The 23,156-nt window shown below is 55.5% G+C and carries 26 protein-coding genes; 11 read left to right on the top strand and 15 right to left on the bottom strand.

The features are described from left to right. Positions 1 to 205 precede the first annotated feature (205 nt). The 4 genes from VUG52_RS23355 to VUG52_RS23340 all read right to left on the bottom strand — a co-directional run bounded on the left by VUG52_RS23355 (position 206) and on the right by VUG52_RS23340 (position 4,018). The gene (locus VUG52_RS23355; RefSeq protein WP_331832143.1) at positions 206 to 1,000 is read right to left on the bottom strand and encodes an SIR2 family protein; all 795 of its coding nucleotides are present in this window, start codon (positions 998 to 1,000) and stop codon (positions 206 to 208) included. Next, complete coding sequence (locus tag VUG52_RS23350; protein WP_331832142.1) at positions 997 to 1,557, bottom strand: non-canonical purine NTP pyrophosphatase; 561 nt, start codon at positions 1,555 to 1,557, stop codon at positions 997 to 999. Before VUG52_RS23350 ends, VUG52_RS23355 begins: the two co-directional genes overlap by 4 nt. Further along, complete coding sequence (locus tag VUG52_RS23345; RefSeq protein WP_331832141.1) at positions 1,554 to 2,603, bottom strand: adenosine deaminase; 1,050 nt, start codon at positions 2,601 to 2,603, stop codon at positions 1,554 to 1,556. The genes VUG52_RS23350 and VUG52_RS23345 overlap by 4 nt, the downstream gene beginning before the upstream one ends. Before the next feature lie 959 nt (positions 2,604 to 3,562). Further along, positions 3,563 to 4,018 carry a hypothetical protein gene (locus VUG52_RS23340; protein WP_331832140.1) on the bottom strand — a complete coding sequence of 152 codons (456 nt, stop codon included), beginning with the start codon at positions 4,016 to 4,018 and terminating at the stop codon, positions 3,563 to 3,565. Positions 4,019 to 4,355: 337 nt separating this feature from the next. Here VUG52_RS23340 and VUG52_RS23335 point away from each other — a divergent pair, with 337 nt between their 5' ends. From VUG52_RS23335 to VUG52_RS23320, 4 genes are all read left to right on the top strand, one after another. Continuing rightward, on the top strand, positions 4,356 to 5,171 hold the full coding sequence (locus tag VUG52_RS23335) for a DUF7946 domain-containing protein (protein ID WP_331832139.1): 816 nt from the start codon (positions 4,356 to 4,358) through the stop codon (positions 5,169 to 5,171). Between the two features lie 94 nt (positions 5,172 to 5,265). Next, a complete protein-coding gene (locus tag VUG52_RS23330) occupies positions 5,266 to 5,865 on the top strand; it encodes a hypothetical protein (protein WP_331832138.1) in 600 nt (199 codons plus the stop codon). A 238-nt stretch (positions 5,866 to 6,103) separates the two neighbouring features. After that, positions 6,104 to 6,493 carry a mCpol domain-containing protein gene (locus tag VUG52_RS23325; protein WP_331833189.1) on the top strand — a complete coding sequence of 130 codons (390 nt, stop codon included), beginning with the start codon at positions 6,104 to 6,106 and terminating at the stop codon, positions 6,491 to 6,493. After that, complete coding sequence (locus VUG52_RS23320) at positions 6,486 to 7,100, top strand: hypothetical protein (protein ID WP_331832137.1); 615 nt, start codon at positions 6,486 to 6,488, stop codon at positions 7,098 to 7,100. The genes VUG52_RS23325 and VUG52_RS23320 overlap by 8 nt, the downstream gene beginning before the upstream one ends. 359 nt (positions 7,101 to 7,459) lie before the next feature. On the opposite strand, the gene VUG52_RS23315 is transcribed toward VUG52_RS23320, so the two are convergent. The 3 genes from VUG52_RS23315 to VUG52_RS23305 are packed head-to-tail and all read right to left on the bottom strand — an operon-like array spanning position 7,460 to position 10,829. Continuing rightward, positions 7,460 to 7,930: a Mov34/MPN/PAD-1 family protein gene (locus VUG52_RS23315; RefSeq protein WP_331832136.1), complete on the bottom strand. Its 471-nt coding sequence runs from the start codon at positions 7,928 to 7,930 to the stop codon at positions 7,460 to 7,462. Then, entirely contained in the window at positions 7,912 to 9,630 is a 1,719-nt protein-coding gene (locus tag VUG52_RS23310) for a ThiF family adenylyltransferase (RefSeq protein ID WP_331832135.1), read from the bottom strand. The genes VUG52_RS23315 and VUG52_RS23310 overlap by 19 nt, the downstream gene beginning before the upstream one ends. After that, complete coding sequence (locus VUG52_RS23305) at positions 9,630 to 10,829, bottom strand: CBASS cGAMP synthase (RefSeq protein WP_331832133.1); 1,200 nt, start codon at positions 10,827 to 10,829, stop codon at positions 9,630 to 9,632. Before VUG52_RS23305 ends, VUG52_RS23310 begins: the two co-directional genes overlap by 1 nt. An 86-nt stretch (positions 10,830 to 10,915) precedes the next feature. On the opposite strand from VUG52_RS23305, the gene VUG52_RS23300 reads away from it, so the two are divergent. The 3 genes from VUG52_RS23300 to VUG52_RS23290 all read left to right on the top strand — a co-directional run bounded on the left by VUG52_RS23300 (position 10,916) and on the right by VUG52_RS23290 (position 13,589). Beyond that, positions 10,916 to 11,620 (top strand): hypothetical protein, encoded by a 705-nt coding sequence (locus VUG52_RS23300; RefSeq protein WP_331832132.1) that lies wholly within the window; start codon positions 10,916 to 10,918, stop codon positions 11,618 to 11,620. A gap of 610 nt (positions 11,621 to 12,230) precedes the next feature. After that, on the top strand, positions 12,231 to 12,461 hold the full coding sequence (locus tag VUG52_RS23295; protein WP_331832131.1) for a hypothetical protein: 231 nt from the start codon (positions 12,231 to 12,233) through the stop codon (positions 12,459 to 12,461). Between the two features lie 159 nt (positions 12,462 to 12,620). Then, entirely contained in the window at positions 12,621 to 13,589 is a 969-nt protein-coding gene (locus VUG52_RS23290; RefSeq protein ID WP_331832130.1) for a LysR family transcriptional regulator, read from the top strand. Positions 13,590 to 13,608: 19 nt separating this feature from the next. Here the strand turns inward: VUG52_RS23290 and VUG52_RS23285 are convergent, their stop codons facing one another. Further along, positions 13,609 to 14,070, bottom strand: coding sequence for a RidA family protein (locus tag VUG52_RS23285; RefSeq protein WP_331832129.1), 462 nt, complete (start codon positions 14,068 to 14,070; stop codon positions 13,609 to 13,611). A 262-nt stretch (positions 14,071 to 14,332) separates the two neighbouring features. Here VUG52_RS23285 and VUG52_RS23280 point away from each other — a divergent pair, with 262 nt between their 5' ends. From VUG52_RS23280 to VUG52_RS23270, 3 genes are all read left to right on the top strand, one after another. Further along, on the top strand, positions 14,333 to 15,016 hold the full coding sequence (locus VUG52_RS23280) for a hydrolase (protein ID WP_186714192.1): 684 nt from the start codon (positions 14,333 to 14,335) through the stop codon (positions 15,014 to 15,016). Between the two features lie 163 nt (positions 15,017 to 15,179). After that, the gene (locus tag VUG52_RS23275; protein WP_050703685.1) at positions 15,180 to 15,566 is read left to right on the top strand and encodes a helix-turn-helix domain-containing protein; all 387 of its coding nucleotides are present in this window, start codon (positions 15,180 to 15,182) and stop codon (positions 15,564 to 15,566) included. Positions 15,567 to 15,605: 39 nt separating this feature from the next. After that, positions 15,606 to 16,619, top strand: coding sequence for an alpha/beta hydrolase (locus VUG52_RS23270; RefSeq protein WP_331832128.1), 1,014 nt, complete (start codon positions 15,606 to 15,608; stop codon positions 16,617 to 16,619). A 438-nt stretch (positions 16,620 to 17,057) separates the two neighbouring features. On the opposite strand, the gene VUG52_RS23265 is transcribed toward VUG52_RS23270, so the two are convergent. The 4 genes from VUG52_RS23265 to VUG52_RS23250 form a co-directional block, all read right to left on the bottom strand. After that, positions 17,058 to 17,654: a transglycosylase SLT domain-containing protein gene (locus VUG52_RS23265; protein WP_186735384.1), complete on the bottom strand. Its 597-nt coding sequence runs from the start codon at positions 17,652 to 17,654 to the stop codon at positions 17,058 to 17,060. A gap of 245 nt (positions 17,655 to 17,899) precedes the next feature. Further along, positions 17,900 to 18,184, bottom strand: a complete 285-nt coding sequence (locus VUG52_RS23260; protein WP_262951692.1) for a type II toxin-antitoxin system RelE family toxin — start codon at positions 18,182 to 18,184, stop codon at positions 17,900 to 17,902. A 6-nt stretch (positions 18,185 to 18,190) separates the two neighbouring features. Then, positions 18,191 to 18,424 carry a type II toxin-antitoxin system Phd/YefM family antitoxin gene (locus VUG52_RS23255; protein WP_331833188.1) on the bottom strand — a complete coding sequence of 78 codons (234 nt, stop codon included), beginning with the start codon at positions 18,422 to 18,424 and terminating at the stop codon, positions 18,191 to 18,193. Between the two features lie 215 nt (positions 18,425 to 18,639). After that, positions 18,640 to 19,668, bottom strand: coding sequence for a hypothetical protein (locus tag VUG52_RS23250; RefSeq protein WP_331832127.1), 1,029 nt, complete (start codon positions 19,666 to 19,668; stop codon positions 18,640 to 18,642). Between the two features lie 211 nt (positions 19,669 to 19,879). Between VUG52_RS23250 and VUG52_RS23245 the strand changes: the two genes are divergently transcribed. Continuing rightward, the gene (locus VUG52_RS23245; RefSeq protein WP_050703690.1) at positions 19,880 to 20,656 is read left to right on the top strand and encodes a carbon-nitrogen hydrolase family protein; all 777 of its coding nucleotides are present in this window, start codon (positions 19,880 to 19,882) and stop codon (positions 20,654 to 20,656) included. Here VUG52_RS23245 and VUG52_RS23240 read toward each other — a convergent pair. The 3 genes from VUG52_RS23240 to VUG52_RS23230 form a co-directional block, all read right to left on the bottom strand. Continuing rightward, positions 20,651 to 20,890, bottom strand: a complete 240-nt coding sequence (locus VUG52_RS23240) for a type II toxin-antitoxin system RelB/DinJ family antitoxin (protein WP_050703691.1) — start codon at positions 20,888 to 20,890, stop codon at positions 20,651 to 20,653. The genes VUG52_RS23245 and VUG52_RS23240 overlap by 6 nt on opposite strands. A 101-nt stretch (positions 20,891 to 20,991) precedes the next feature. Then, positions 20,992 to 21,423 carry a DUF2846 domain-containing protein gene (locus tag VUG52_RS23235; protein ID WP_052896192.1) on the bottom strand — a complete coding sequence of 144 codons (432 nt, stop codon included), beginning with the start codon at positions 21,421 to 21,423 and terminating at the stop codon, positions 20,992 to 20,994. Positions 21,424 to 21,505: 82 nt separating this feature from the next. Next, positions 21,506 to 22,993 (bottom strand): methylenetetrahydrofolate reductase C-terminal domain-containing protein, encoded by a 1,488-nt coding sequence (locus tag VUG52_RS23230; RefSeq protein WP_331832126.1) that lies wholly within the window; start codon positions 22,991 to 22,993, stop codon positions 21,506 to 21,508. Positions 22,994 to 23,156: the final 163 nt, after the last annotated feature.

The following is a 23,156-nucleotide window of genomic DNA, read 5'->3' as shown; positions in this document are numbered from 1 at the left end:
ACAAAAGCACAGATTGGATCTGAGTTATTTTTTAGCAATTGGATCGTCCAATATGGCTCGGCAGCAGTCGGTCGCGACCGACTGCTGCCGAGCCACAGCTATCATTCGTGGAGGGCAGTAAACGGCCAAGAGCGTCCACCCACACCACCCGCGAGTTGTGGGGCGTTCAATATTTAAAATTAATAGTCATTTAATTGCGATCAGCTTAGCCCACTAGTTGTCTAAGGAAATCGGTGAGTGCCTTCTTCGGGTCGTCCTCCTCTGAAACAATCATCTCGATTCCCCATTGCCCCAAAACCTCCTGTGCAACTGGGTTTGGTCGGTTCGTGAACACGTAAGACTTGGGTCTTGCAGACGAGATGGCGGAGCGGCCCCACATCTCCGTTAGTCGATAGAAAAGGAGTCGGATATTGATGTCGGATAGGCTGTATCCGATGAAGAGGACTGAGTTTCCCAAAACATCGTTGCTGAGCTTTATGTCCAGTGGCGACTCATAATTTAGCCTCTGGAAGTAGCTGGTCTCATCAAGGACAATCGACGCATCGTCATCGAAATCTCCATGAAACTTTACAATCTGGCGTTGTCCGTCTGTGACTGACACTAAGTCAGCTACGCTTGCGACTTTATCGTAAGGGACGCCGAATTTATCATGGGCGATTTCTAACCACCGATCGTAGTTAGTTGTGTAGATACGCGAGAATTTTCCAAGGGTGATTAGCCGATGGATCTCGGACTGAGTAATATCTGTCCCTGGCTTGTGCCATTCACGATCCATCCAGCTACGCAGCGGTCCCAGACTTCCTTTTTTCTTTTTATAGAACTCTGCAAGTGCTAGCGCGGTGCCATATGTAGAGAAAATTTTAGGATCATAACCCAGTTCCGTGGCGATGTGGGCTGTCAGCTGGCTCCAGGTAGGTAAATTGAGATTGGCAGACACTCCGGCGCCTACAAAAAGCATCAGTTTGTTGGTGCGGTGCGCATCAAGTAATTCAGTGTTCATTTCACGCTTCTCACGGAGTTGAGGTATGCTGCGAACTGGTCAAGGGCTTTGCGACGCATCGAAATATCGTCCTTTGCCTCACCCATTTCAGCGAAGGTTTGGGTGTGTCCGTTCGGAACGAAGACGCAGTCCCACTGGAAACCCCTTGGGCCTGCCGGTGAGAGTGGAACTGTTCCCTCAATAGAGCCTTCGAACAGGCGAATCTCACGCCCATCACAATAGCCGAGTACGGTCTTCGCCATCACAGTCGCATCTCCGAGCCCTGCAACAAGGCTGACGAAGCGATCCGCCTCCAGTTTGTCCCAAAAGATTTGAGTCAATCCCGCAGGTAAGTCGTTGAGACCTCTTAAATAAAGGCCTGTGTGCTCTACGAAAAGAGGACGACCGATAACCTCGAACGCTTTAATCAGTTTGTCCCGCACTAAGCGATCGACATCCTCGGTCTGCAACTCCTCAATCTTCCTCGACACCGGTACTATTTCGACGCCAGTCGGTGCCAAGATTCGTTGCACCTCGGCGACCTTGTGCGTATTTCCAGACATGAATCGAATTTTCAATCTAGGCCCCTTATGAAGGAGTAGCGCTTGGCTACTTCATACTGCTGGTCCAACTCGCTGGTGGTAAGCCCTTCAGCCATCGCGATCGCTTGGTCGTCTGCTAGACCGCGCTGATGGATTGCAGGGTTGTCTGAGCAAATAACAAATGGAACTCCAAAGCGCCGAAAGTCTTGGAGAGGATGAGCCTCATCGAAAGGTACCGCGCCGGTAAGTCTGTTGCTAATTGGGCATACCTCGATGCAGATATCCTGCGTTGATAATTGTTCTAGCAGATGAGGATCCTTACCAGCAGCTGTCCCATGGCCAATGCGGTCGGCGCAGAATAACTCCAGAGCAGCTTGAACGTTCTCCACGCGACCGGTTTCGCCGGCGTGTATGGTGACCCCGAGTCCGAATCGATCTTTTGCTTTCCGGAAAAGTGACGGTAACTCCGATGGATATGCGACTTCCTCATCACCCGCAAGATCGAGTCCCACAATGTCGTTCGGCTCACCGAGGTCTTGATAGGCCTGTAGTAGTGTGGAAAGACAAACCGCACCGTAGTCGCCGCGTGTGACTGTAAGAATCAAACCGCGACGAATGCCTTGGTGATGCGCGGCGGTCCTGGTTGATTCGATAAGATTTTCTAGGGCTTGGGTAGGCGAGCAATTTTGCAGATGGGCGAGGTACAAGACGCTGCTTCGTAGTTCGACGAAGCGCACTCCGTTCTCCACTAGGCTAGCGAAGACTGCATTGGAAATGAGGTCCAGATTCTCGCGCTTCTTGGGAAAGAGTCTCAGTACCTGCCACGGAGTTAAATATGACGCCAAGGACTGGCAGGGTGTGGTTCGAAGGAGGTCGCGCTCGATAATAAACCCGGGCGGCAAGTCTGTTGCTTCATCGGCCAGTATCTCTTGAATTATCGGTGTTGGAATCGCCCCGTTCAGGTGAACATGGAGCTCTCCTCGATCTCGCCCTCCGGCCTGCTTTACCTTGTCTTGTTCTACCACGTTACCCTTGGCGACATCGCCCTGCATCCTAGGTAAATAAGATTGGCACTGGTTCAATCACGTTCCTTAGTCGTTCATTGAGCGTAATACTCGGGTACGGGACGGTTACGTACTAGATGTGCTTTGACCAGAAGCAGCTATAGAGGTCAATGGCCGCTCGCCCATCGCTGCTACTCCGACGCGAGCGCAAACGTCCCTGCACACGATCCAAAAAAGGGAGAACTTATTTTCTCTACTCCAAAAACATCGTGAGCAGATAAGCCCCGGACAACTGGGGCCAACCTCGAAAACTCAATAGCTCAACCCCGGCCTCAGCTTCTATCTATCAGATATCTTCAGCCAGCGCCAGAAAGCACGGCACGGTCGTTAGGGCGTGGGATTCATGTTATGTGACGTGGGCAGCGGATAACCGCTAGGCGCGGCCCCGAGGTGGAAATCGACTTAAGCAAATGGCCGCTTTAGGTCGATCGCTGCCGTCCATAAATGGCTGCTATTGGTCGTTTTCTATCGTTCCCCACATAGCATTTGTCGCGGGTGATTGTAGTTCTCACTGGGCCAAAAAATGCCAGATTCGATTCCATTGAGAGCCATAACTAGCTGATTTTTTTATAGATACCCTATGAGGTACATCAAAAATTCCACCAAATTCCAGCCCCGCGAGTACCGTGCCCTCACGGCCAACAACCGTCCGTCTGTCTCCGGCACCAGAAATCAAGAAGGCTTGCAGCGATGCAGGCCTTTTTTGTACCTCGAAAAAGGTGATGGACCCAGGGCAATCGAGTCGCCCGCTGAAACAAATTACCGAGTACCGGTGGTTTGACCTATCCAGGCAAATCTTCGAGAATGAGCTCCGAGGACTGCAACCGCGCATGTTTGGGCATGGCTTGCCAGTAATTGGCCCCCCGAATCCGGCAGCAGTGAAGCTGGCACTCACTGACGTAGGGACAGTCGATAGGCCCCACCATATGGCCGTTGATTTGACTGGGTTCTGACCTTAAGGATCGTAGATCCGGAAACTAAAGAATCGCTGCGACTACAGCCTCATTCACATCCGAAGGCGACCCCACAAGGGTCGCCTTTTCTTTTGCCCAATCGATCATGATTTCACCGACTTTGGTTCCTCGTGGCGTGGGCTGGGGCGTCCAGGTCACTACCGAGTAATGGAATCCGAGTATGCGGTCTCCCTCGCGTGGTTCCAGCGTCAGCGTCCCGTCTACGGTTCGCAGCAGTGTGATGCGCTTTTTAGCCGCTAGAGGATGATTGGCGTCGTGGTAGATCTCGGTGCCCCTTGCAATGAGTGAGGCGATGAAAGCCGCCAGCTGGTCCGGGCTTTTGATCCCTCTTTTGCGTAGAAACGCTTTCTTGCCATGCCAGATGTGCAGGAGCCCATGGCCACTTGCTCGACCGCCCTTGCCCTGGTGGTGCTGGCCGACTTTGACGTAGACCCTGCCCTCGGCGAGGTTGAGGCTCATGGCTGAGATCGGAGGGATCACGCCAAAGACGATGCCGCCCGTAGGGTGCTCCACGAGGGCGGCTGGTTTCATCTTGAAAATGGGGGAGGGGGTGGTAACAACGGCGGCTCCTTTGTTTGCCGCTTTGGTAAGGAAAATTGGGGAGAGGGCTCCTCAGAGAACATTTTCCAAGTGTTTCTCTGTGAGGCTCCTCGCCTAATCTGATTGATCCATGCGATTCGCTCGCCTATGAGTTGCAGAATGAGAAAATAAATCCGTCAACTTTCACCATCGCTGGACAGGGTTTGGCGGTTTAGGTATTTTCCGTGCAACACCGTCAGCACAGAGATAAAGCTAAATGGACTTTGATTTTTCGGTCGTCTATGACTCAGACGAAAATGAGTTTGACGGTCTCGACATGTATTACGGCGCCCGCTCTATGCAGGGAATATCCGAGGCCATCGCCATTGCGACACACGGCATCGTCAATGAGCGCTTCATCAGCAAATCCACCGCAGCGAAGGGATTCAAGAATCGTTTCAAAACCAGTTTCGAAGGCTCTTTCAAACAAAGATTCAGAATTACCTTTACTTCCCCTGAAACGATTTCAAAAATTACAACCCTAGGTGCAAAAAGCTATCTTGAATTGCTCAAGCACACGATCAACCAAGTGACCGGAAGTGATGTAGAAATCACCAGGCGCACCGCGAAAGCAAAAGCGCGGAAAATGTACTTCAGCGAAGATATCACACATCGCCTCACCACTTCGCTTAAAGAAGTTCATACACCGATAAAACATCAGGGATACAAGGCTACACTTTATGCGGGCCAGACACCGCTTGCAGTGTTCAACCAAAGATCACTCAGTTACTTGGAAGAAGAAATCCCAAGCGCGGAGAGAGAGGTTCTGGTTGTCGGAATTAGTCGATTCAACGCGCGAACAGGAACAGGCAGGCTAATTTTTGATCTAGATGAGGACTCTTACAGCTTCGTCCCATCGATGCCGCTCACGCGGGCAGTCAAGCGGGATATAATTGCTAGTTTGAGGGGCGTAGCCGACAACGAGTTAATTCCTTTACGGGCTGAAGTGACACGTGTAACTTTGAACGATGAGTCGACGAAATATTTCCGCATCCATCAGATTCAAAAAATCCAGCCTGCCAATGAAGGTTAATATAACGGTCATAGTAAGCGCCCTACTAGGTTGCCTGTACTTCATCTATTTCTACCTTTTAGATGAACCACTTAATGGCGGCAGCCTAGGGACGATGGGTGACTTCATCGGGGGTAATATAAACCCCATACTTACTTTCATTTCGACCGTACTGCTAATTGAAACTCTAGCACTACAAAGGAAGGCCACTGCGGTTGCCGTAAAGCAGGCGGACGACGCTAAAGAAAGCTTTGAAGAGCAGAAATTAGTAGCTGCAATTCAGATCTTCGAAAGTTCTTTTTTCAACCTGATCAATCTTTGCCTAGACACATGCAAAAGCGCCGAAGTCACGCACGGATCAAAAACCATGACGGGCCTCAAGGCATTCGAATTCATTGAAGAAGAATTCTCCAAACTGAGAGAAGACGGACAGGATCCCAGTGAAGCATTCCAAGAGCTTGATGATACATATGGGGATATTTGTTTCAACGCCATAAAGAGCTTCGGAAACCTCTTCGCCTTCATTGATGAGAGCGCGCCAGCTAGCGAGAAAAGCAAGTATATATCAATTGCCACGCGCATGCTACCCACATGTATTATTTATTTAATCTGCATCGCTAAGTTGCACACAGAATGGGGAGTAACGAAACCATTCAGCAAGTGCGGTTTTTTTGATAAGAAAGGTATTACCGACCTCTTAGAGGGTTACAGCTAGCCTCTAAAAAACCGAGAGCAAAAAGGGGGCGGATTTATTTTTGAGGCTTCTGCTGAAAAATAAATACGTCCCCTTTTTGGTCAAAAGCTATTTGCTATTAATTCGTGCGCTTGAGGTTTTAATTGGTTGTGATTTTGAAATATTGGTATTTTATAAGCGTTGCTTGAGTGAGCCTGCGGTTGCCAATATCTAAGAATCAAAGTAGTATGGAAGGGATAGCTAAAGAGGTGTCTTGCATATGGAAAATTTAAGGGCAAAATATATCACTGTTGACGGTGATGATATAGGCCAGAAAATAGCTAGCGCCTACATTAAAAATGACTCATCTGAATTGGTCAGGATTAACAAATTAGTTTGTGAGGCGACAAGTAAAATTTCTGATTTTTTGACCGTTCACGGTTTTATAATATTGTTTTGCGCTGCAGATGGTGTTGCAGGATTCTGTAATGAAAAAGCACCAACAGATGAGTTTATTTTTGATTCTATAAAATCCTTGGTTGGTTCCGAACTCAAGTTTTCAGCCGGGGTCGGCAAAGACCTGCGGGAGTCTTACGTGGCTCTGCTTTCAGCCAAGAGTAGCGGGAAAGGTCGCTTGCATAATTTTGAGCAGCTAGATCTGTATGTTTAAGGTCATAAGCTTTTCTCGTCTAATCAAATACGTTGCTATTCTTACCACCTTTATTAGTCTAGGTGTCTATGAGTGTGCTCGGGAGTATTGGAAAGATGATCTTGCGATAGTAAAAATTCTCAGTATCGCACCATGGGTTGTTCTGCTGATAATACTGTCTATAACCACTGAATTTGTTTCGCGAAGGATATGGAAAATTTCTCGATGGTTCAACAAGTCTCTCTTTCCCGATATCAATGGAATGTGGAAGGGGGAGATAGTAACCGAGTCGGGGTATAAAGTACCCGCTAGGGCAAGAATCACTCAGACTTTGCTTTATACACGCATAGATCTGCATACAGACACATCTAGGTCAATTACTCTTGAAACTACGCCGGCGTTTGAAGGTGGGCAATACATGCTTTACTACCTATATAGAGCCATTCCTCAAGATTTGACTCGTCACCCATATACTGGGTCGACAGTATTTTATGTTCGTGTTAAAGATACGTGGAGTGAAAAATATCTCGAGCTGTCCGGACATTATTTTACTGATAGGAAAACCATTGGAAGGATTCGATTAAGGCAGGAATCAGATAGTGCTAAAGATGATGGTTCTTTCTATTAGTAGTGTAGTGAAAGTGCGCCCATCAGTAAGGTTTTTCGATAGGGTTCTTGAGCACCCCAGCTATGCATTGAGCAGTTCATCTGCAGAGCGCGTTAGATGACTTGGATTTAGGCATTCCTGAATGACCGTCGCCAAGGCTTTCAAAACGGTGCGCTAAAGATCTAGGAAACCTGATAAATAGCTGGTCCGGCGCAGCTGGGAGATCCTCAGATTGACGTTGCCCTAGTGGTTTCGCCAGAGGCGATTACTGTAGCCGTCACAGCGATTTTTTAGAATTCGGCTTCTGAAATCGAACTCCACCATGGGAATGGTGACAAGAGCCTAAGTAAACACCTGTGAGTTAATTTTTAGCAATGCAGTCAGAGCAAGGTGCACTCTTTGAGAATATGTACTCTAGATTCAATCACTATTCCGAAATAAAACGTTTGGATACCACCAATAATCACAAGTAAAGGCACGTTGTGAAATTTTGAAAGTCTCTTCCAGTCGCCCATGTCGATACTTGACGGTGTTGGGTGGTTTTCAGGGTGGGTATGCCACTCACCAAGGTAGTTCTCCTCACCGTTGGAAGATTTGAGTCGATTTTCTGCAATTTCCTGATGCCCATTGGGATGCCGAGTGAATCTACAACGGCTCCGGATGTCCTTCATTTGAGGGGCAGTCGCAAAGGTAATTTCAAAATGCTCCCCTCTGCGTTTCCCCATGAGAATACCTCCTGATTCACAATCATCTCGACCCGATTGCCGATAGCTGGATATTAGGGCTAAGACCTCTTCGGTCACCAATACCAGGCGCTTAGAGTTCGGTTCAATTAGTGATTTGTGGCGCATACGGGGCACTTAAGGTTAGGCTTCGGTGAGATGGGTTTGACGGTTTTTCCACCCTCGTAGTCCAGTGTGATGCTCCTAAAGCGCGGGTTAGGCTTACCCTTGGCCCACCCAACCGCTAAATCGGTTGCCAAGGCTGCAGCATGCATAGCGGCTGTTGCAGAAAATGGCACAAGCCAGTCTCCACAGCTTCCGGCGGAGTTCTTAAGGGTCATCTCATACTCTTTCCGCATTACAGAAGAGGCGCCGCCTGGGACGCTATAATCCAAGCAATTTAGGCATGCATACTTGCTGTTTGAAAAAAGGTAGGCTTGCGCACCGCAGCCTGCGCCTGCCACCCAGGCAAATACAATTGGGGCATCAAATTTTTCTTTTAGCTTGAGCTCGTTCAAATATAACGAAAGTGCTTGGTTTCCTGTGGCGTCAACCACCAGATCTACCCCCGCCATCCCTGCTCGGATCACATCTTGGTCTGTAACCTCTGCAAGTTTTATTCTTGGGTAGCAGCTGATTAGTTGCTGCTTCAGGGCACTAGTTTTTTTACGCTCAAGGTCGCCGAAGCCTAATACGTGGCGGCCGATGTTTCCCACTGACAGTGTATCTGGGTCAGAAAACATTAGTGTTCCGCCTAGGAAACCAGCGCCACTCTTTGCGAGGAGATCGGCCAGGTGACCACCGATTGCACCACATCCGATCAAAAGGACATTCTTACCCGCAAGACCGGATTTTGAATCAGGCATGTTGCGCGTTAGCCATGATCCTGGGTCAGCAGGAATTGGCTCAAATCTGATAACTGTGGCGTTGTCAGCCTTGGACTTAATCGCTTTCTTCCCAGCCTGATCAGTTTTTTCTGAAGATCTAAAAACTGAACGCATGAAGTCAGCTGCATTTCGGCACGGTAGAATTCTTCTGACATATTCAATGTCGATTAGAACGCAACAGCTCGTATTTGGAGCTCGAATGAGAAGCAGCAGCTTGTCTAATTTGTGCTCGAAGGCATCTTTGACGGAATCATAAAGGCCCTTGACCGCAGAATTTCTGTCACTAAGCAGCCATGTTTTGAGATCGGTTAGTGTCTTGGGAGGCCACATCGAGGCCATGGCGCCGAGCGGTTTATCTGAATCTACCACTCTCATCTTCAAGGAAGGCCTTGCAATCTGGAATCCCCAGCGAGAGTACAAGCTAAGAAGTTCGGAAGCGTCTCGGCCGAGCAAGAATAAACTGTCACTTTCAGGGGTTTTGGGGCGCTCTAGCAGAGCAACGTCCGTGAGGAGGCCGGGTTTTGTCTCCTCTGAGATATCGATAAGGAGCGGGATTCCGGACCAGTAAACCGGAAACTCGTCCTGAAAGTCTGTTAAAGCGCCGCCATTTGCGAGTCTTTCCAATAGCTGCTCAGCAACTTCTAGGCAGCCTAAAACGGCGCCCCCGAGGTTGTGTCGAGGAAGGTAGGCCTGGTCGTCGCGCAGGTAGCACAGATAGCCTTTGTGATTAATATGAGCACAGACCTGCGGTATTTCAATAGGGCGTTCAAGCAGCTGAATAGCAGGCAATTGCTTGAAGCTCTTGTCAAAGATAACAAGGTTAATTGGGATCCGCCGTCCTTTAAAGGAGATGGTCCCGGCATACCGAGGACCAAGGGGGCTTCTAACTTGTGTGAAGCCCCTTTCCGTCAGAGCCGAGTGAACGGAGCTTAAGTCTGTCATCAGCCCGCCGTAGCTTTCCCAAGCGGGGGAACTGCAGCTGTTTTCTGGGCAGGCTGGCTCTGAACTGTCGATTGCGTTACCCGCTCCGGATCATTCGGGACTCGATTTCCCAGTAGCTCGATCAAAATCTCACATGCTTTGGATGGAACGCCACAGCTGTCGATTGCATATTCAAGCTGGTCGGCAAAATGCTCGATTCTGGAGATGACGTCTTCTCTAATACCTTTATTGTCCAGCCGTTTCGCCAAATCTTCCTGCTCGTCCAGAGGTTTGTCTGTGGTGGCTGGGTTGATTACTTTCCCTCTAAGGATGTCCGGTAACCTCTGGAGAACCTTCAGCAATGCAAGGTCATCCCTCTTGTCGATTGCGATATCGAAAGCAGCGTCCGCGGCAACCATCAGCAGGATCGACTTCGGGTCATCCTTGTCCCATTTCTGAAAGTCACGCCAAGCCTTCAGGTAGCGCATAACGCGACGAAGCTGTTCGCCCTTTAGCTCAACCTGCTCAACCACCCAGTCACGTATGGGGCGAGGATCTGAATTTTGCCATCCGCGATTTTTGGTGGCCATCAGCACACCTTCAGTTGGCATTAGGTCCCAATCTTGCTCGTCAGCACGCTCTTCCGAGTCAGCGCTATCTAGGGCCAAACCCTCCATTCCGAAGCGATACATTTCCATGCTTGCTTTTACTAGCGTCTTGAATTCGCTATCGGAAATGCTGTAGACGGGAACATCGATATGCTTGTCGCTATCGATGATCAAGCGGGTGCAATTGTCATTACTCGTGTCAATTTTCCACCCTTTATCATCCGCAAGCTCCGAGAGGACCTCCTCAACTGCCTCGAAGAGTAGCGCGCTCATCTGAGCCGGTGGCTGGCTTTCAATGTAACTAAATGGGAGGTAGGCGCCGTCATCCAGGTCAGCCTGTTGAGGAGCGCGGCAAGGGGCATTGAGCGTTTTGTAAGCCCACGACCCTTGGGTGAAGAACCTGGGTTCAGGCACGTCAATATGGTCCTGACCTGCGTCTTCCGCTTTCTTCTGGATCCGCTTTGGCAGACGCGCTTTTAGGCGCTGCCGGATGTCAGTGCGTGCACTGAGCATGAGCTTCCGTTCTTGAGGGGCAAGAGTCAGATTGTCGAGGAAGGCCACCCGGCCTTCGACCCGCGTATCAAGCAGGCTGTGCAGATTGAGGCTCGGCATTAGTGGCGCTCTCCTTAGAAAAGGTGCAATGTGCCATCATGATATAGGTTCAAATTTAAAGAGTTCAATAGCTAGCGAGGACTAAAATGTACGCTGTTTTCGGATTGAAAAAGGTTCTCACTTTCATCACCGGCCTCGTTGTCTTGGTGATCATAGGGCTCATGGTGAAGGAGTCCCCTACCAATTTTATTGAATTTGGAAAGACGGCTTGGAAGGTTGCTTCTGGTGTTGTAACCGCTTTAATTATTGGTGGAAGTATTCCATTTATATATCGGAGGGTCTGGAGATTTTACGAGTTCGTCTTTAAAGATGCGTACCCTGACCTGTCGGGTGAATGGAAGGGAACTATTGATTCAAATTATTCGGTGCACCGTGCCATCCAATCAGCAGCGTCATCGCCTAGTGAGAGTTTGAATCCGCTGGACCCTGTAAAAATTGACGCCATATCACTTGAGCCTTTCGAGGCTAAATTGACAATTAGAGCAAGCCTCTTGAAAATCAACATTTTAATGGAGGTCCAAGGTTTAACCGATAGGTCTGACTCTTACAGCGTTGCCGCCACCCCAGTGGTGGCGAAAAATGATGAGCCGCACCGGCTTGTTTATATTTACAAATCCAAGCATTTCAAGAAGGCTGCTGACGACGAGTCGAATCATACAGGGGCCGCAGAAGTTCAACTGAGGCGCCACGCCGATGGATCTATACAGATGATTGGTTACTACTGGACAGCAAGAAATTGGCGCCGGGCAGGTAACACTGCTGGGATTTTGAACTTTGTTCGGGTGGACTGAGTCGGAGAGAGAAACTTTCGTTAATATAGTGTTCGGGGCGGGGCACCTATTCGAGTGCGTTTTCACCATGGCAGCAGTACGTGGGGCACCTCAGGTGTGCCGGTCCCTTTCGTCCCGATCGGCCAACCCACGTACTGTTGCCACCCAGCCCCTTCATGCAAGCCATTTCCTACGTTTTCCATCGCCATTTCCTAGCCCCAAGACCCTTGCACTAGAAGCCCCCAAGGAATAAATTCCCCTCCAGTCGCGGCAAATTCCGCGACCGGGTTTGGCGACCCGGATAAACTTGGCGCAGCAGCGCCCCACACGATTGCAGGCGCTTTTTTTGCGTCCGCAGCCTCGTGCCATGGCGGCTGTGCGCGGGAGACCTTCGGGTCTGCCGGGTTCCAAGTTCCCGGTTCGCCAACCTGCGTACAGCTGCCACCCATTGTTTGGCGACAGTGCGTGGTGGTTCCAACCTAACTTGGAGTCTCATGCATGACCATCACACGTCTGTACAGGATCCTCGCATCCGCTCTCCGCCGCCCAACCCCCGCGGCCACCCCATCCCCAACCTTCTACCCGATCGACAGCCACTCCCTAGCCACCCGCGCCAACCGGGAGGTGCCCCATGCCTGACCATGAACGCCTGTCCACCCTCCAGAGCTACGTCTGGACCCTCGAACTGCTCGGCGAGGCGCTGGTCCAGCATGACGAGGTGCTGGAATGCGAGCACAACCCGCAACTGAGCTTCCGCAACACAGCAGGAATCCACCAGGCGATCCGGATCATCAGCCGGTTGGCGAGCGAGCAGTTCGGCAAGCTGGAGGCGATGAAAGACGAGAGTGTTTCTGGAGATTGATGCTGCGCATCATCGGGGCCGCGTTGCGGCCCTACTGCGTGGCGTGCCCTGATCGGCCGCCACTTGCACCGTCCGGTTTCAACCATCACCAGAACAATATGGCTGCTTCACCCACCCCCATCTCGTATCATCAGCGCCTTCGCATCCGGAACGAACTGTGTGAAATCGCCAACTGGAAAAGCGCCAACTGCCGCTGATGGGCCGAAGTGGGACGTCGCCGAGGCTGTCAATCAGCTCTCGTGGGACGACTTGCGCATCATCAAGACGCTCAGTGATTGCGGCAATCGTGCGGCGACGGCCAAGAAGCTTGGCATCAATGTCTCCACCGTTTCGCGCCGGGTTGCCCAGGTCGAGCGAACACTTGGCATCGCGCTGTTCGACCACCGCAAATCAGGCTATCTGCTCACCGCCGAGGGCGCTGAATTGCGCGCACTCGCCGAGCGCGTGGAGCTGGATATCGTCAGCGTCACGCGGCGTGTTTCACGTTCTGGCCAAGGCCCGCTGGGGAAACTTCGCATTACCACCAGCGACTCGCTGCTGCTGTACTTCTTCACCCCCATCATCGCGGACTTCAAGGCCCTGAACGAGGGGATCAGCCTCGAGGTGCTGGTGGGCAATGAAACCCTCAGCCTCGCCCGGGACGAATCGGATATCGCCATTCGGGCGACGAGGAAACCTGCGGAAAGCCTGGTGGGCCGTAAACTGGCGAATATTGCCTGGGCACCTTACTGCAGTGCCAAGCAGGTGACTGCCGAGGCCCTTTTCGAGGAGGGGCAGGCATGGGTGTCCTACTCGGCGGCGCTCTGCGGTTTGCGGGCGACCAGCTATGTCGAAAGCAGGGTCGCCGCGGAGCGCATTGCCTACCGCACCGACTCTGTTGCAGCCGCAAGCGTCGCCATCGCGGCGGGCCTGGGGTATGGGTTCCTGCCCTGCATGCTGGGCGACATCACCCCGGGGTTGGTACGCGCAGGCCCGGTGGTGCCAGAGCTTCAGGACGAGTTGTGGCTGCTGACGCACCAGGACATTCGCAAGTCGTGGCGCGTCAAAGCATTCATGACTTTCTGCGCCGCTGCCGTGGCCAGTCAAAAGCCCTTGGTCGAGGGGCAGTCGGTACTCCCGGTCGCCTGATCGCAACCGGGAGTGCAGCTTAGATTTCCCGGGCGCCAATCACGGCCTTGCAGACGATCTCGATCAATTGCGGCCGCTGGGCAAGCCTCGACACCCCGATGATATTGCTCGCGCACTGAGGCCGCTCAGTGCCATAGGCCGCCTTGCGCACTTTGCCGACCACCGCGAACGCGGCGTCCATGTCCAGTACATAAAGCGTTTCTTCGACAACGTCTTGCAGCGTCGCGCCATACAAGGCGAGCAGCTTTGAGATGTTGTCGTAGGCGACCTGCATCTGCTCGCCCATCGACGAGAAATCACTGGGCTTGCCGTCGGCGTTCAGTGGTGCCGGGGCCAGTAGATTGCCGGCCTCGTCATGGTTGAATTGGCCTGAGACGTAGATCTCGTTGCCTACCCGCCGTGCCTGCGGATAGCCATACGCCTCCTCCCAGGAAACGCCCCAGTAGGCGGTCTGCTTGTTGAACGGTTGTGAAGCTGCCATTGCATTCTCCTGCACATGACGGACCGGCTTGATCCGAATGGAACGGCGAATGCTAGCAGCGCGGCTGCGTATTCAATGGCGCAAAAATGAGCCGGCAGAGGCGCAAAAGTGCGCCACCGAGAGACGCATTGTTTAGTTATCTTTTGCTCGTCCTCAAGCAACGACGCTGAGGAGCGTACTCGTGGCTACTACGGTAATGCCCGCAACGTGCGGGCCCCGAAACGGGTGCGATCGAACTTCATCAAATTGAAAGGAAACAACAATGAGCAATCCTAAGACTGAAGTCCTGACCCCGTTCAACAGCCAACTGATCTTCATCGATCAGCAGCCGCAGATGGCCTTCGGCGTCCAGAGCATTGACCGGCAAACGCTGAAGAACAACACTGTTGGCCTGGCCAAGGCCGCGAAGATTTTCAATATCCCCACTACCTTCACCACGGTCGAGACGCAAAGCTTCTCGGGCCACACCTACCCCGAGCTGCTCGCGGTGTTCCCGGACGCCCCGCTGCTGGAGCGCACCTCGATGAACTCCTGGGATGACCAGAAGGTGCGCGACGCCCTCAAGCGCAATGGCCGCAACAAGATCATCGTCTCCGGCTTGTGGACCGAGGTCTGCAACGCCACCTTCGCCCTGTCGGCAATGAACGATGCCGGCTATGAGATCTACATGGTCGCCGACGCCTCCGGCGGCACCACCAAGGAAGCCCACGATTACGCCATGCAGCGCATGATCCAGGCCGGCGTGGTGCCGGTGACCTGGCAGCAGGTGCTGCTGGAATGGCAGCGGGACTGGAAGAACCGCGACACCTACGACGCCGTGATGGCGCTGGTCAAGGAACATTCCGGTGCCTATGGCATGGGCGTCGACTACGCCTACACCATGGTGCACAAGGCGCCTGAGCGCGTTCAGCATGGCCCCACCTTGGCGCCTGTCGCTGCTGTCTGAGCCATCGCCAGCCCCTGCCCTGGGGGCTGTTCACTGACGTGCGAAGGGTGCGCGGTGGGCTGATCCGAATCAACGAGCCTGGCCTGGAACCTCTGGGGTTTCCAGCGCCCCGTGCTGTTCGCGTCAGGCGCTCGCATCCTGCTACCTGGATTGATGGGTGTGTATGAACAAGGACAACTCTACCGTGCTGGCGACGCTCACTCTGGCTTCGACAGGGCAGCTCAAATCCTGGCAGTTGAGAACGGCCAAACAGCTGATGCTGGACAGGCTGGATACCTGCCTATCAGTGACTGAAATCGCCCAAGCGTGCGCTTTGTCGCGCAGTCACTTCTCACGCATGTTCAAGGAAAGTACCCGGATGTCCCCGCAACAGTGGTTGCGTGAGCAGCGGGTGATGAAGAGCAGGGAGCTATTGAAGACTTCCACGATGTTGCTCGCAGAGATCGCGCTGGAATGCGGCTTCTGCGATCAATCTCACTTCTGCCGCACCTTCGTGAAGGCTGAAGGCATGACACCAAAGGCTTGGCAGCAACAAGCCGTCTGCACGTGACCATCTGACTACTGCCTCAACAGAAACAGGGGAAATGAATTGAACGTTTTGACCAAAACACTCGCGGGCTCGCTCCTTGCCTTGTCGATCGGTAACGCATTCGCCGACGCTGGCGTCGAGCACAATACCCAGGCATTCCTCGATGCCTTGAACGCGGGCGGTGGCAAACCCATCGAGCAGCTTTCGCCGAAGGATGCCCGCGCGGTGCTGAGCGGCGCCCAGGCTGGGATGAAACTGACACTGCCCAAGGCGGATGTCAGCGAGAAGACCATCACCGTCGATGGCCAGGCCATCCGCTTGACCATCGTGCGCCCGGCGGGTGTGAAGGGGACCTTGCCGGTGTTCATGTACTTCCACGGCGGCGGTTGGGTGCTCGGCGACTTCCCGACCCATGAGCGCCTGGTGCGCGACCTGGTCGTCGGCTCCGGGGCGGTGGCGGTGTTCGTCAATTACACCCCGTCCCCTGAGGCGCACTACCCGACGGCGATCAACCAGGCCTACACGGCAACCCGATGGGTGGCCGAGCACGGCAAGGACATCAATGTCGACGGCAAGCGCCTGGCGGTCGCGGGCAACAGCGTCGGCGGCAACATGGCGGCGGTGGTCAGCCTGATGGCCAAGGACAAAGGCACCCCGGCCATCAAGTACCAGGTGCTGTTGTGGCCGGTGACCGACGCCAACTTCGAGACCGCGTCGTACAACCAGTACGCCGAGGGGCACTTCCTCACCCGCAGCATGATGAAGTGGTTCTGGGACAACTACACCACCGACCCCAAGCAACGTGCCGAGATCTACGCCTCGCCGCTGCGCGCGACCACCGAGCAGTTGAAAGGCCTGCCGCCAGCGCTGGTGCAGACCGCGAGTGCCGATGTGCTGCGTGATGAAGGGGAAGCCTATGCTCGCAAGCTGGACCAAGCCGGCGTGCCGGTCACGGCGGTGCGCTACAACGGCATGATCCATGACTATGGCTTGCTGAACGTGGTCAGCCAGGTGCCGGCGGTGCGCTCGGCAATGCTGCAGGCTGGCGAGGCGCTGAAAGTGCATTTGAAGTGATCCCACCCAAGCCCGCAGGTGGATGCCATGAGTGGGCGATCAATGCGGGAAACGAAAAAGCCGCCAGTCAGTTAGCGCTTCGTCGCACTTATTGGGGCTGCTTTGCAGCCCTTCGCGGGTAAACCCGCTCCTACACGTACAGCGCTCGATTCAGCGTTTGCGCAATCCTGTAGGAGATCGCCCAGCCTTTCGGGCTACGCTGTCGCGCAGGGAACAGAGTTCCAGCGTGGGAGCGGGCTTGCCCCGCGATCACCGGCGTAGCCGGTGCCAAACGCCGCATCGCGGGGCAAGCCCGCTCCCACGCTGCCCCAGTCAAATCAAAGAGTTGTGTTTTGTTCCATGAGAGCGGGTTTACCCGCGAAGGTACGCGGAGCGACCCCAATGGGCTTAACTGACTGGCAGTGGGTTTTTGGGGCGGCAACGTATCGTCAGGCGTCCCTACCAGAACCACCCACCCCGCGCGAGCTCCTGCTCGCAACTCCGATACTGCGCCCCGAACACCGAAGCCCGCGCCTGGACCTTCTGCGAGACATTCTTTAACCACGGCTTGGCGTCGTAGCTGCGGTTGCGGTAGCCGCCCCAGCCTTCGTGGTAATTCAGGTACTGGCCATAGGCGTCCCACTTGGACACGCCGTTGACCTGCTGGCTCTTCTGCATATACCAGCCCATGAAGTCGATCGCGTCGGCGAAGTCGTCGCGGGCGGCACCCCAGCCGCCGGCATCGCGCTTGTAGTCGGCCCAGGTCTCGTCCTTGGCCTGGGCGTAGCCGTAGGCGCTGCTGACTCGGCCCCAGGGGATGAAACCGAGGAAGTAGTAACGCGGCGGCAGGGCGTCGTGCTTGAACGAGGACTCCTGGTACATCATCGCCATCGGCACCTGCACCGGCGCACCCCAGCGCGCCTGCATCTTCAGCGCCGCCTCGTGCCATTTCGGCTTCTCGCGGAAGATCTCGCAGAGGTTGTCGGGGTTGGCCGGGGGCTTGGTGGCGCAGCCGGCAAGCAGCAGGAGCAGGGCTGGCATCAAGAGCCGAAGCATGACGGGGTTTCCTTTGGCAGACGTCGGGGGCGCGGGTTGCTGGCGCTTTATACATTCTTTGGAGATGCATATGAATCAGCAGCCGGTTGCGCGCTGGAAACCTCGTGGCTGTTCCAGCCGCTGGTCTACTGCGCTGCGGGAGGTGCTTGTCGGTAAGGCGAAGGTGACACACTGCTGGGCATGACGATTGATCAGTTCCACCAGGCGCGCAAACTTGGGTTACTCGATGCAGAAACCCCACATACTCATACGCGGCGATTGGCTGTTTCGTAGACTTCGTCATCGCGTCTGGCACCAATGCAGACCACCAGAACGATTTCTGTGCCGTTGATGCGATAGACAATACGTACATCGCCAGTACGCATGCGCCGATAGCCTGCGAGCGTGCCCCTGAGCGGCTTGCCGAGCTTGTCGGGTTCACCGTGGACGATGCGCTCGCGTACGACCTTCAGAACCCTTTGAGCTTCGGCACGGCCGAGCATCAGGAGGTCATCTTCTACATCCGGGTGAAACCTGACAGTCCAGACCATGCGCTTCTACCTGAAGCGAGCCTCCATGTCCTCGAGGCTCACGGTGGTTTCTTCATTGAGGCTGCGCAGGCGCTCGACGGCGAGGCGTTCGGCACGCAGGTCAGCGAGTTCGTCCAGCATGGCTTGATAGGTTTGTACGCCCATCAAGACGGCAGCGGGTTCGTTGTCCTTGAAAATGACCAAATGCGTTGCATCACCGCTGGTCACTTCTTTCAATCGTGCGCCGAACGTCCGGGCCATGGTGGTAGCGGACACTGCCTGTTCAGCTCTGGTTAATAGGCCAGTCATTTGGAGTTCCTCTATTCCACATGGGGTGTGGTGAGTGAATAGTACGCTCAATCATGCGCATATCAATGCGCATAATTTGGCGTAAGACAAACGGCTGACCATTCTCTCTGGTGCGGTTGGGCTGAATTGCGAACCTTCGCGGGCAAGCCCGCTCCCACAGGTAAATGTCACTGCTGTACCTGCTTGGCTCCCAACCATTCCACCCGCTCCCTCAGTTCATCGAGCGCCATCTGCACGCGCTCGTCCTGGCCATTGTCCAGGCTCAGGAACAGGGAAGCTGCATCGGCACGGTTGCCGGATGTATCGAGGGTGTCGTAGGCCCAGATTTCCACCCACGCCCGTGTGTCGTCCACCGATTGGCTGAGGCGCAACGAGCCATCGGCAAGCAGCGCATCAAAACGCCTCTTGGTCATGCCGTAGACGGGCTGCGCGGGTGCGGCCAGGAGCGTTTGGCTGGCCAGGGCTGTTTCACCGGCCAGGAAAACACCCTGGCCGAGAGCTGGTTCGGCGGAAATTGCGACTTTGCGTTTCACCGGGGAGCGCAGGTAAGGCCGAGCCTGTTTGAACAGCTCGGGCGCGCTGGCGCTGAAGGCATACGCCTGCACCCCGCCTTTGGGTTGGCTGGCGATCAGCAGGCCCGTTTGAAGCAGTTGTTCCACGACCTTCGAGAGGGTCACTCGGCTGTAGCTCAGGTCACCCAGGAGTGCACTGGCCGGGAATGGCGTGTCGTTGATCCCTCCTCGATAGAGGCGGGCCAGCAACATGGCCTGGGCGGCGGGGAGCAGCGTGGTGATGGCGGCCTGCTCGCGGCGTTGGCGAACACGTTCGCGCAGGTCCATGGCCAGTTCAGGGATGAATAGTTGATAGCCAGGCTGGATGAAATTGAGCTGGTGGCTGATCAGGCTGCGCCGGTCGGCAGCGGACAAAGCAGGGCATACGTAAACGGGTGTGGCGTGGGTAGCTTGGCTTATCTGGGCGATGTGTTTGGTAAGGGTAACTGCGCCTGGGTAGGTTGGATTGCAGGGGAAGAGCAGCAACACCACCAGCGGCGCCGGCTTGAACTGGAGGGTGAGTTCGAAGCAGGTGTAGGCGTCCAGAAGATGGTAGGGGAGCCTGGGGGATGTCGGTTTCAGGTGAGTGGTTACACCGAGGACGGACTCAAGGTAGCGCTGGGTTTCCTTGTGTGGGTTGGCCATGTCGAGAGTGTGTCGTGTTAAGTGATTTTTTAACTGTAAGCTTAAGTAGTTAACAAGGCAAAAAAATGGTTTACGCGCGGTACTATTTGTCGCCTATCGCGGGGCAAGCCCGCTCCCACGCCAACGCCCTGTGGTTCTCGCGTCGTTGATGTAGATATTGTCTTCTTGATAGCGGTCGAGCAGAGTCTGCCTACCTTGTCAGGAGACGCCCATGCCACCAGCCGTTTTCGCCGCCGCCCAATGCGCCATCCGTGATGGCGACATCCCCGCCAATCTGGCCTTGCACTTGGCGTTCATGCGTCAAGCCCATGAGCAGGGTGTGGACCTGCTGCTCTTCCCCGAACTGTCCCTCACCGGCTACGCCCCCGCCATGGCCAGTGCCTTGGCGCAGGACCTGGACACGCCGCTGCTGGCGCCACTGCGCCAGTTGGCCCAGGCAGCAGGCATGACCACGGTGGTCGGGATGCCGCTCAAGGTACCGGGCCAGGACAAGCCGCGGATCGCGGCCTGCATCCTCCACCCGGATGGCTCGATTGCGGTCTATACCAAGCAGCACCTGCATACCGGCGAGGACGTGTTCTTCAGTGCGGGGAGCGGCGGTGAGTTGTTGTCCGTCGGCGGGCTGTCCGTGGCCTTGTCGGTGTGTGCCGATTTCAACCATCCGGAGCATGCCGCCCAGGCGGCGCAGCGTGGTGCGCAGGTGTATGCGACCGGCGTGCTGATCGGGGAGACGGGTTATCCGGCTGACAGCGCGTTGCTGCAGGGGTATGCGCAGCGGCATGCCATGGCGGTGCTCATGGCCAATCATGGCGGGACCACGGGCGGCTGGGCGGCGGCTGGGCGCAGCGCGTTCTGGGACGAGCAGGGGCGGTGTGTCGTGGCTGCTTCAGGGGCCGGCAATCGGCTGTTGGTCGTTTCCGGGCAAACGGGTGAATGGCAGGGGCGTGAAGTGTTCGTGTCTCTGGATGCATGGAATTCGAGTCTATAGGTCATCCAGCGTTACCCTGACCCTCTGCGGCGCGGCCAGGCGTTCGCGTACCGTGGCGAGCAATGCTTCGTCCTCTTCGGTCAGCAGCACGGGTTTGAGCGGCAGTTGCCCGTGCTCAGCGACGTATTGCAGTGCCTGGCGCATCAGTTCGGAAGGGGTTACACCCAGTTTTTCCAGCTCACGGTAGGCGCGCACCTTGAGTTCGTCGTCGATACGCACCTTGATGGATGCCATGCTTGCAGCCTCTTTGTAATGACAATTGTCTGTACGGCGAGGCAGGGCCGGCAGTTGAGCAAGAGGGCGACGCGATTGCCGACGAGCGTGTCAACCAATGCTCACAGCCCGCCCACCAACTTCGTCTCCAGCACGCCTTTGCGGCCCACGGCTTCGGAAACCACGTGCAACTTGGCATCGGCGGCGCCAAAGCCCATTTTCATCTCCTGCCAGATGAACAGGTTCTTGCCTGGCTGGGCTTCGACTTTGATCATCCTCAAGGTGCCGCCATCGGAAGCAATGGTGTGCGGCCCAGGCGGTACTTCCGCCACTAGGTAGGTGTGGGCCGCCGTTGCACCGATCATGCGGCCGTCGACCAGCACGTTGTACTTTATGGCCGCGCCCATCGTTTCATTTCGATAGATGTAGATGCGTGTCATGCCTGGAGCGCTTTCAAAGCGCTTCATTCGTGCATCCACTGCCGGATCGCCTTGCGGGACGGTGACACAAGCAGAGAGCAGCAACAGTGCCGAAGCAGCGAGCATCTTCCTCATCGGACTTCCTTATCTTCCCAAAGTGCCAGGTTGCCAAAGGTTATACGCTGTGCGCGGCTGCATTCCAACAAGAGGGAAAGTATCAGTCGTTGAGTTCTGCCGTCGCGCCGACCTGTGTGGTTGGAGGGCTGGTCGTGGTGGTGTCGAACCACACCGGCCACGAACTGCGATGCCGGTTCTCCACCTGCACGCAAGGAATCAACCGCTCGCGCAACACCTCGGTCTGGCCCACGCTCACCGCCAGCCGATACTTGGCACTGTGCACGCACTCCCGGTCACCAAACTCGCAACGGTCCAGGTTCGTGCCTCCGCAGGGGCCGTTCGCCAGGCCTTTGGGGCAGGTCTCGGGGCAGATGTAGAGCGTGTCCTCCAACCGACAGCTGCCGCAGGTATCGCACCCTACCATCGGGCGTTTGATACGCCGCTCCAGGTGATGCAGCCACTGTGCTGCGGTGGGGTTGGCCCAAAGCGGCCGGGTCACGGTCCAGCCGAAGGCCTTGCTCAAGGCCGTGGTGCGGCTGAACAGCTGATGGTGCATCGCCGACAGCAGGTGGTAGCGAACCTTTTCCTTGTTGGAGGCGGTGATCTGCCGTTGCCCGAAGCGCCAGGCATGTCCGGGTGGGTGGAAGGTGACCGGCGTCAGCCCAGGTGCCTGCCAGGCCGCTTCCCAGGCCGGGGCCCAGTCCTGCAGTGAGGTGAACTGCGCTTGCAGCGCGTCGATGGCCTGCTCCAGGGCCTCGAACTGAGCCACCTCGTGGATACCGGACAGGTGCACGCCGGCATAGCCCATCAATTTCAGGCCGATCACCTGCAAGGCCAGGCGATGGTTGGCGCGTTCCCTGGCGTAGGCCTTGGACACCGCCGTTTCGGCGGCCAGCAGCGCGCGCATCGACGGTGTGACGGTTACCCCGGCGACATGATCGAGCATCCCGGCGCGGCCTTCGGTCAGCGCCATGATGCAGGCCATCAGCGGCTTGGGCCGGGGCTGGCGCTGCATCCAGTCGAAGGCTTCCTGGTGTTTGTCGATATCGAAACCGAGCTGCAGGATGAGCAGGTCGGCGCCGGCGGCGAGTTTCTTTTCGGCCTTGCAGTACTGCGCGCCGCCCTCGGCTTCCTGGTACTTGAACGGGTTGAGCGCGGCGGCCAGCAGCCAGTGGGGGCGGGCTTGGCGGACGATCTGCAGGGCGGCGACGGATTCCAGGTAGCGCACCGGCCGTTCGCCCGGGTTGTGGCCGGGCAGGCGGTCGCCGGTGAGCAGCAGCAGTTGGTCGAGGCCGGCGGCGTCCATGCGTTGCAACTGGGCCAGCAGGTCGCGGCGTTCGCGGTCCTTACCGGAGAAGTGCAGCAGGGCGGGGACGGGCTTCGCGAGGCTGCTGAAGGCTTCCAGCGGCGACATGTCCAGGGCGCTGCCGACGCGGTCGCCGATGGCCACGGTCAGCGGCCAGCCGCACAGCCGGGTGCGCGCCATGAGGGTTTCGAGGGTGGCGAAACGCTCGGCGCCGGGCTTGGGAACGAATTCCAGGATGCAGGCGAAGGCGTTGGCGTCCAGGGTCGTTTTCAGCAGGCTCATGGGGTGCGGGCTACCGGGTTGGGCAGGGTGGCAGTGTGCGGCAGACTGGCGGGTGGGGCATGTCTGATTGCGCGGAGTACTGTGCTGGTTGAGACATTCACGGCGACTCAGATCCCTGTAGGAGCGGCCTTGTGCCGCGAAAGGGCTGCGCAGCAGCCCCAGG

The organism is Pseudomonas sp. LH21 (genome assembly GCF_036549575.1).
Classification (GTDB): Bacteria; Pseudomonadota; Gammaproteobacteria; order Pseudomonadales; family Pseudomonadaceae; genus Aquipseudomonas; species Aquipseudomonas peradeniyensis.
Note: the sequence above shows the minus strand (reverse complement) of the source record. Positions and strands in the feature narration are given on the sequence as shown.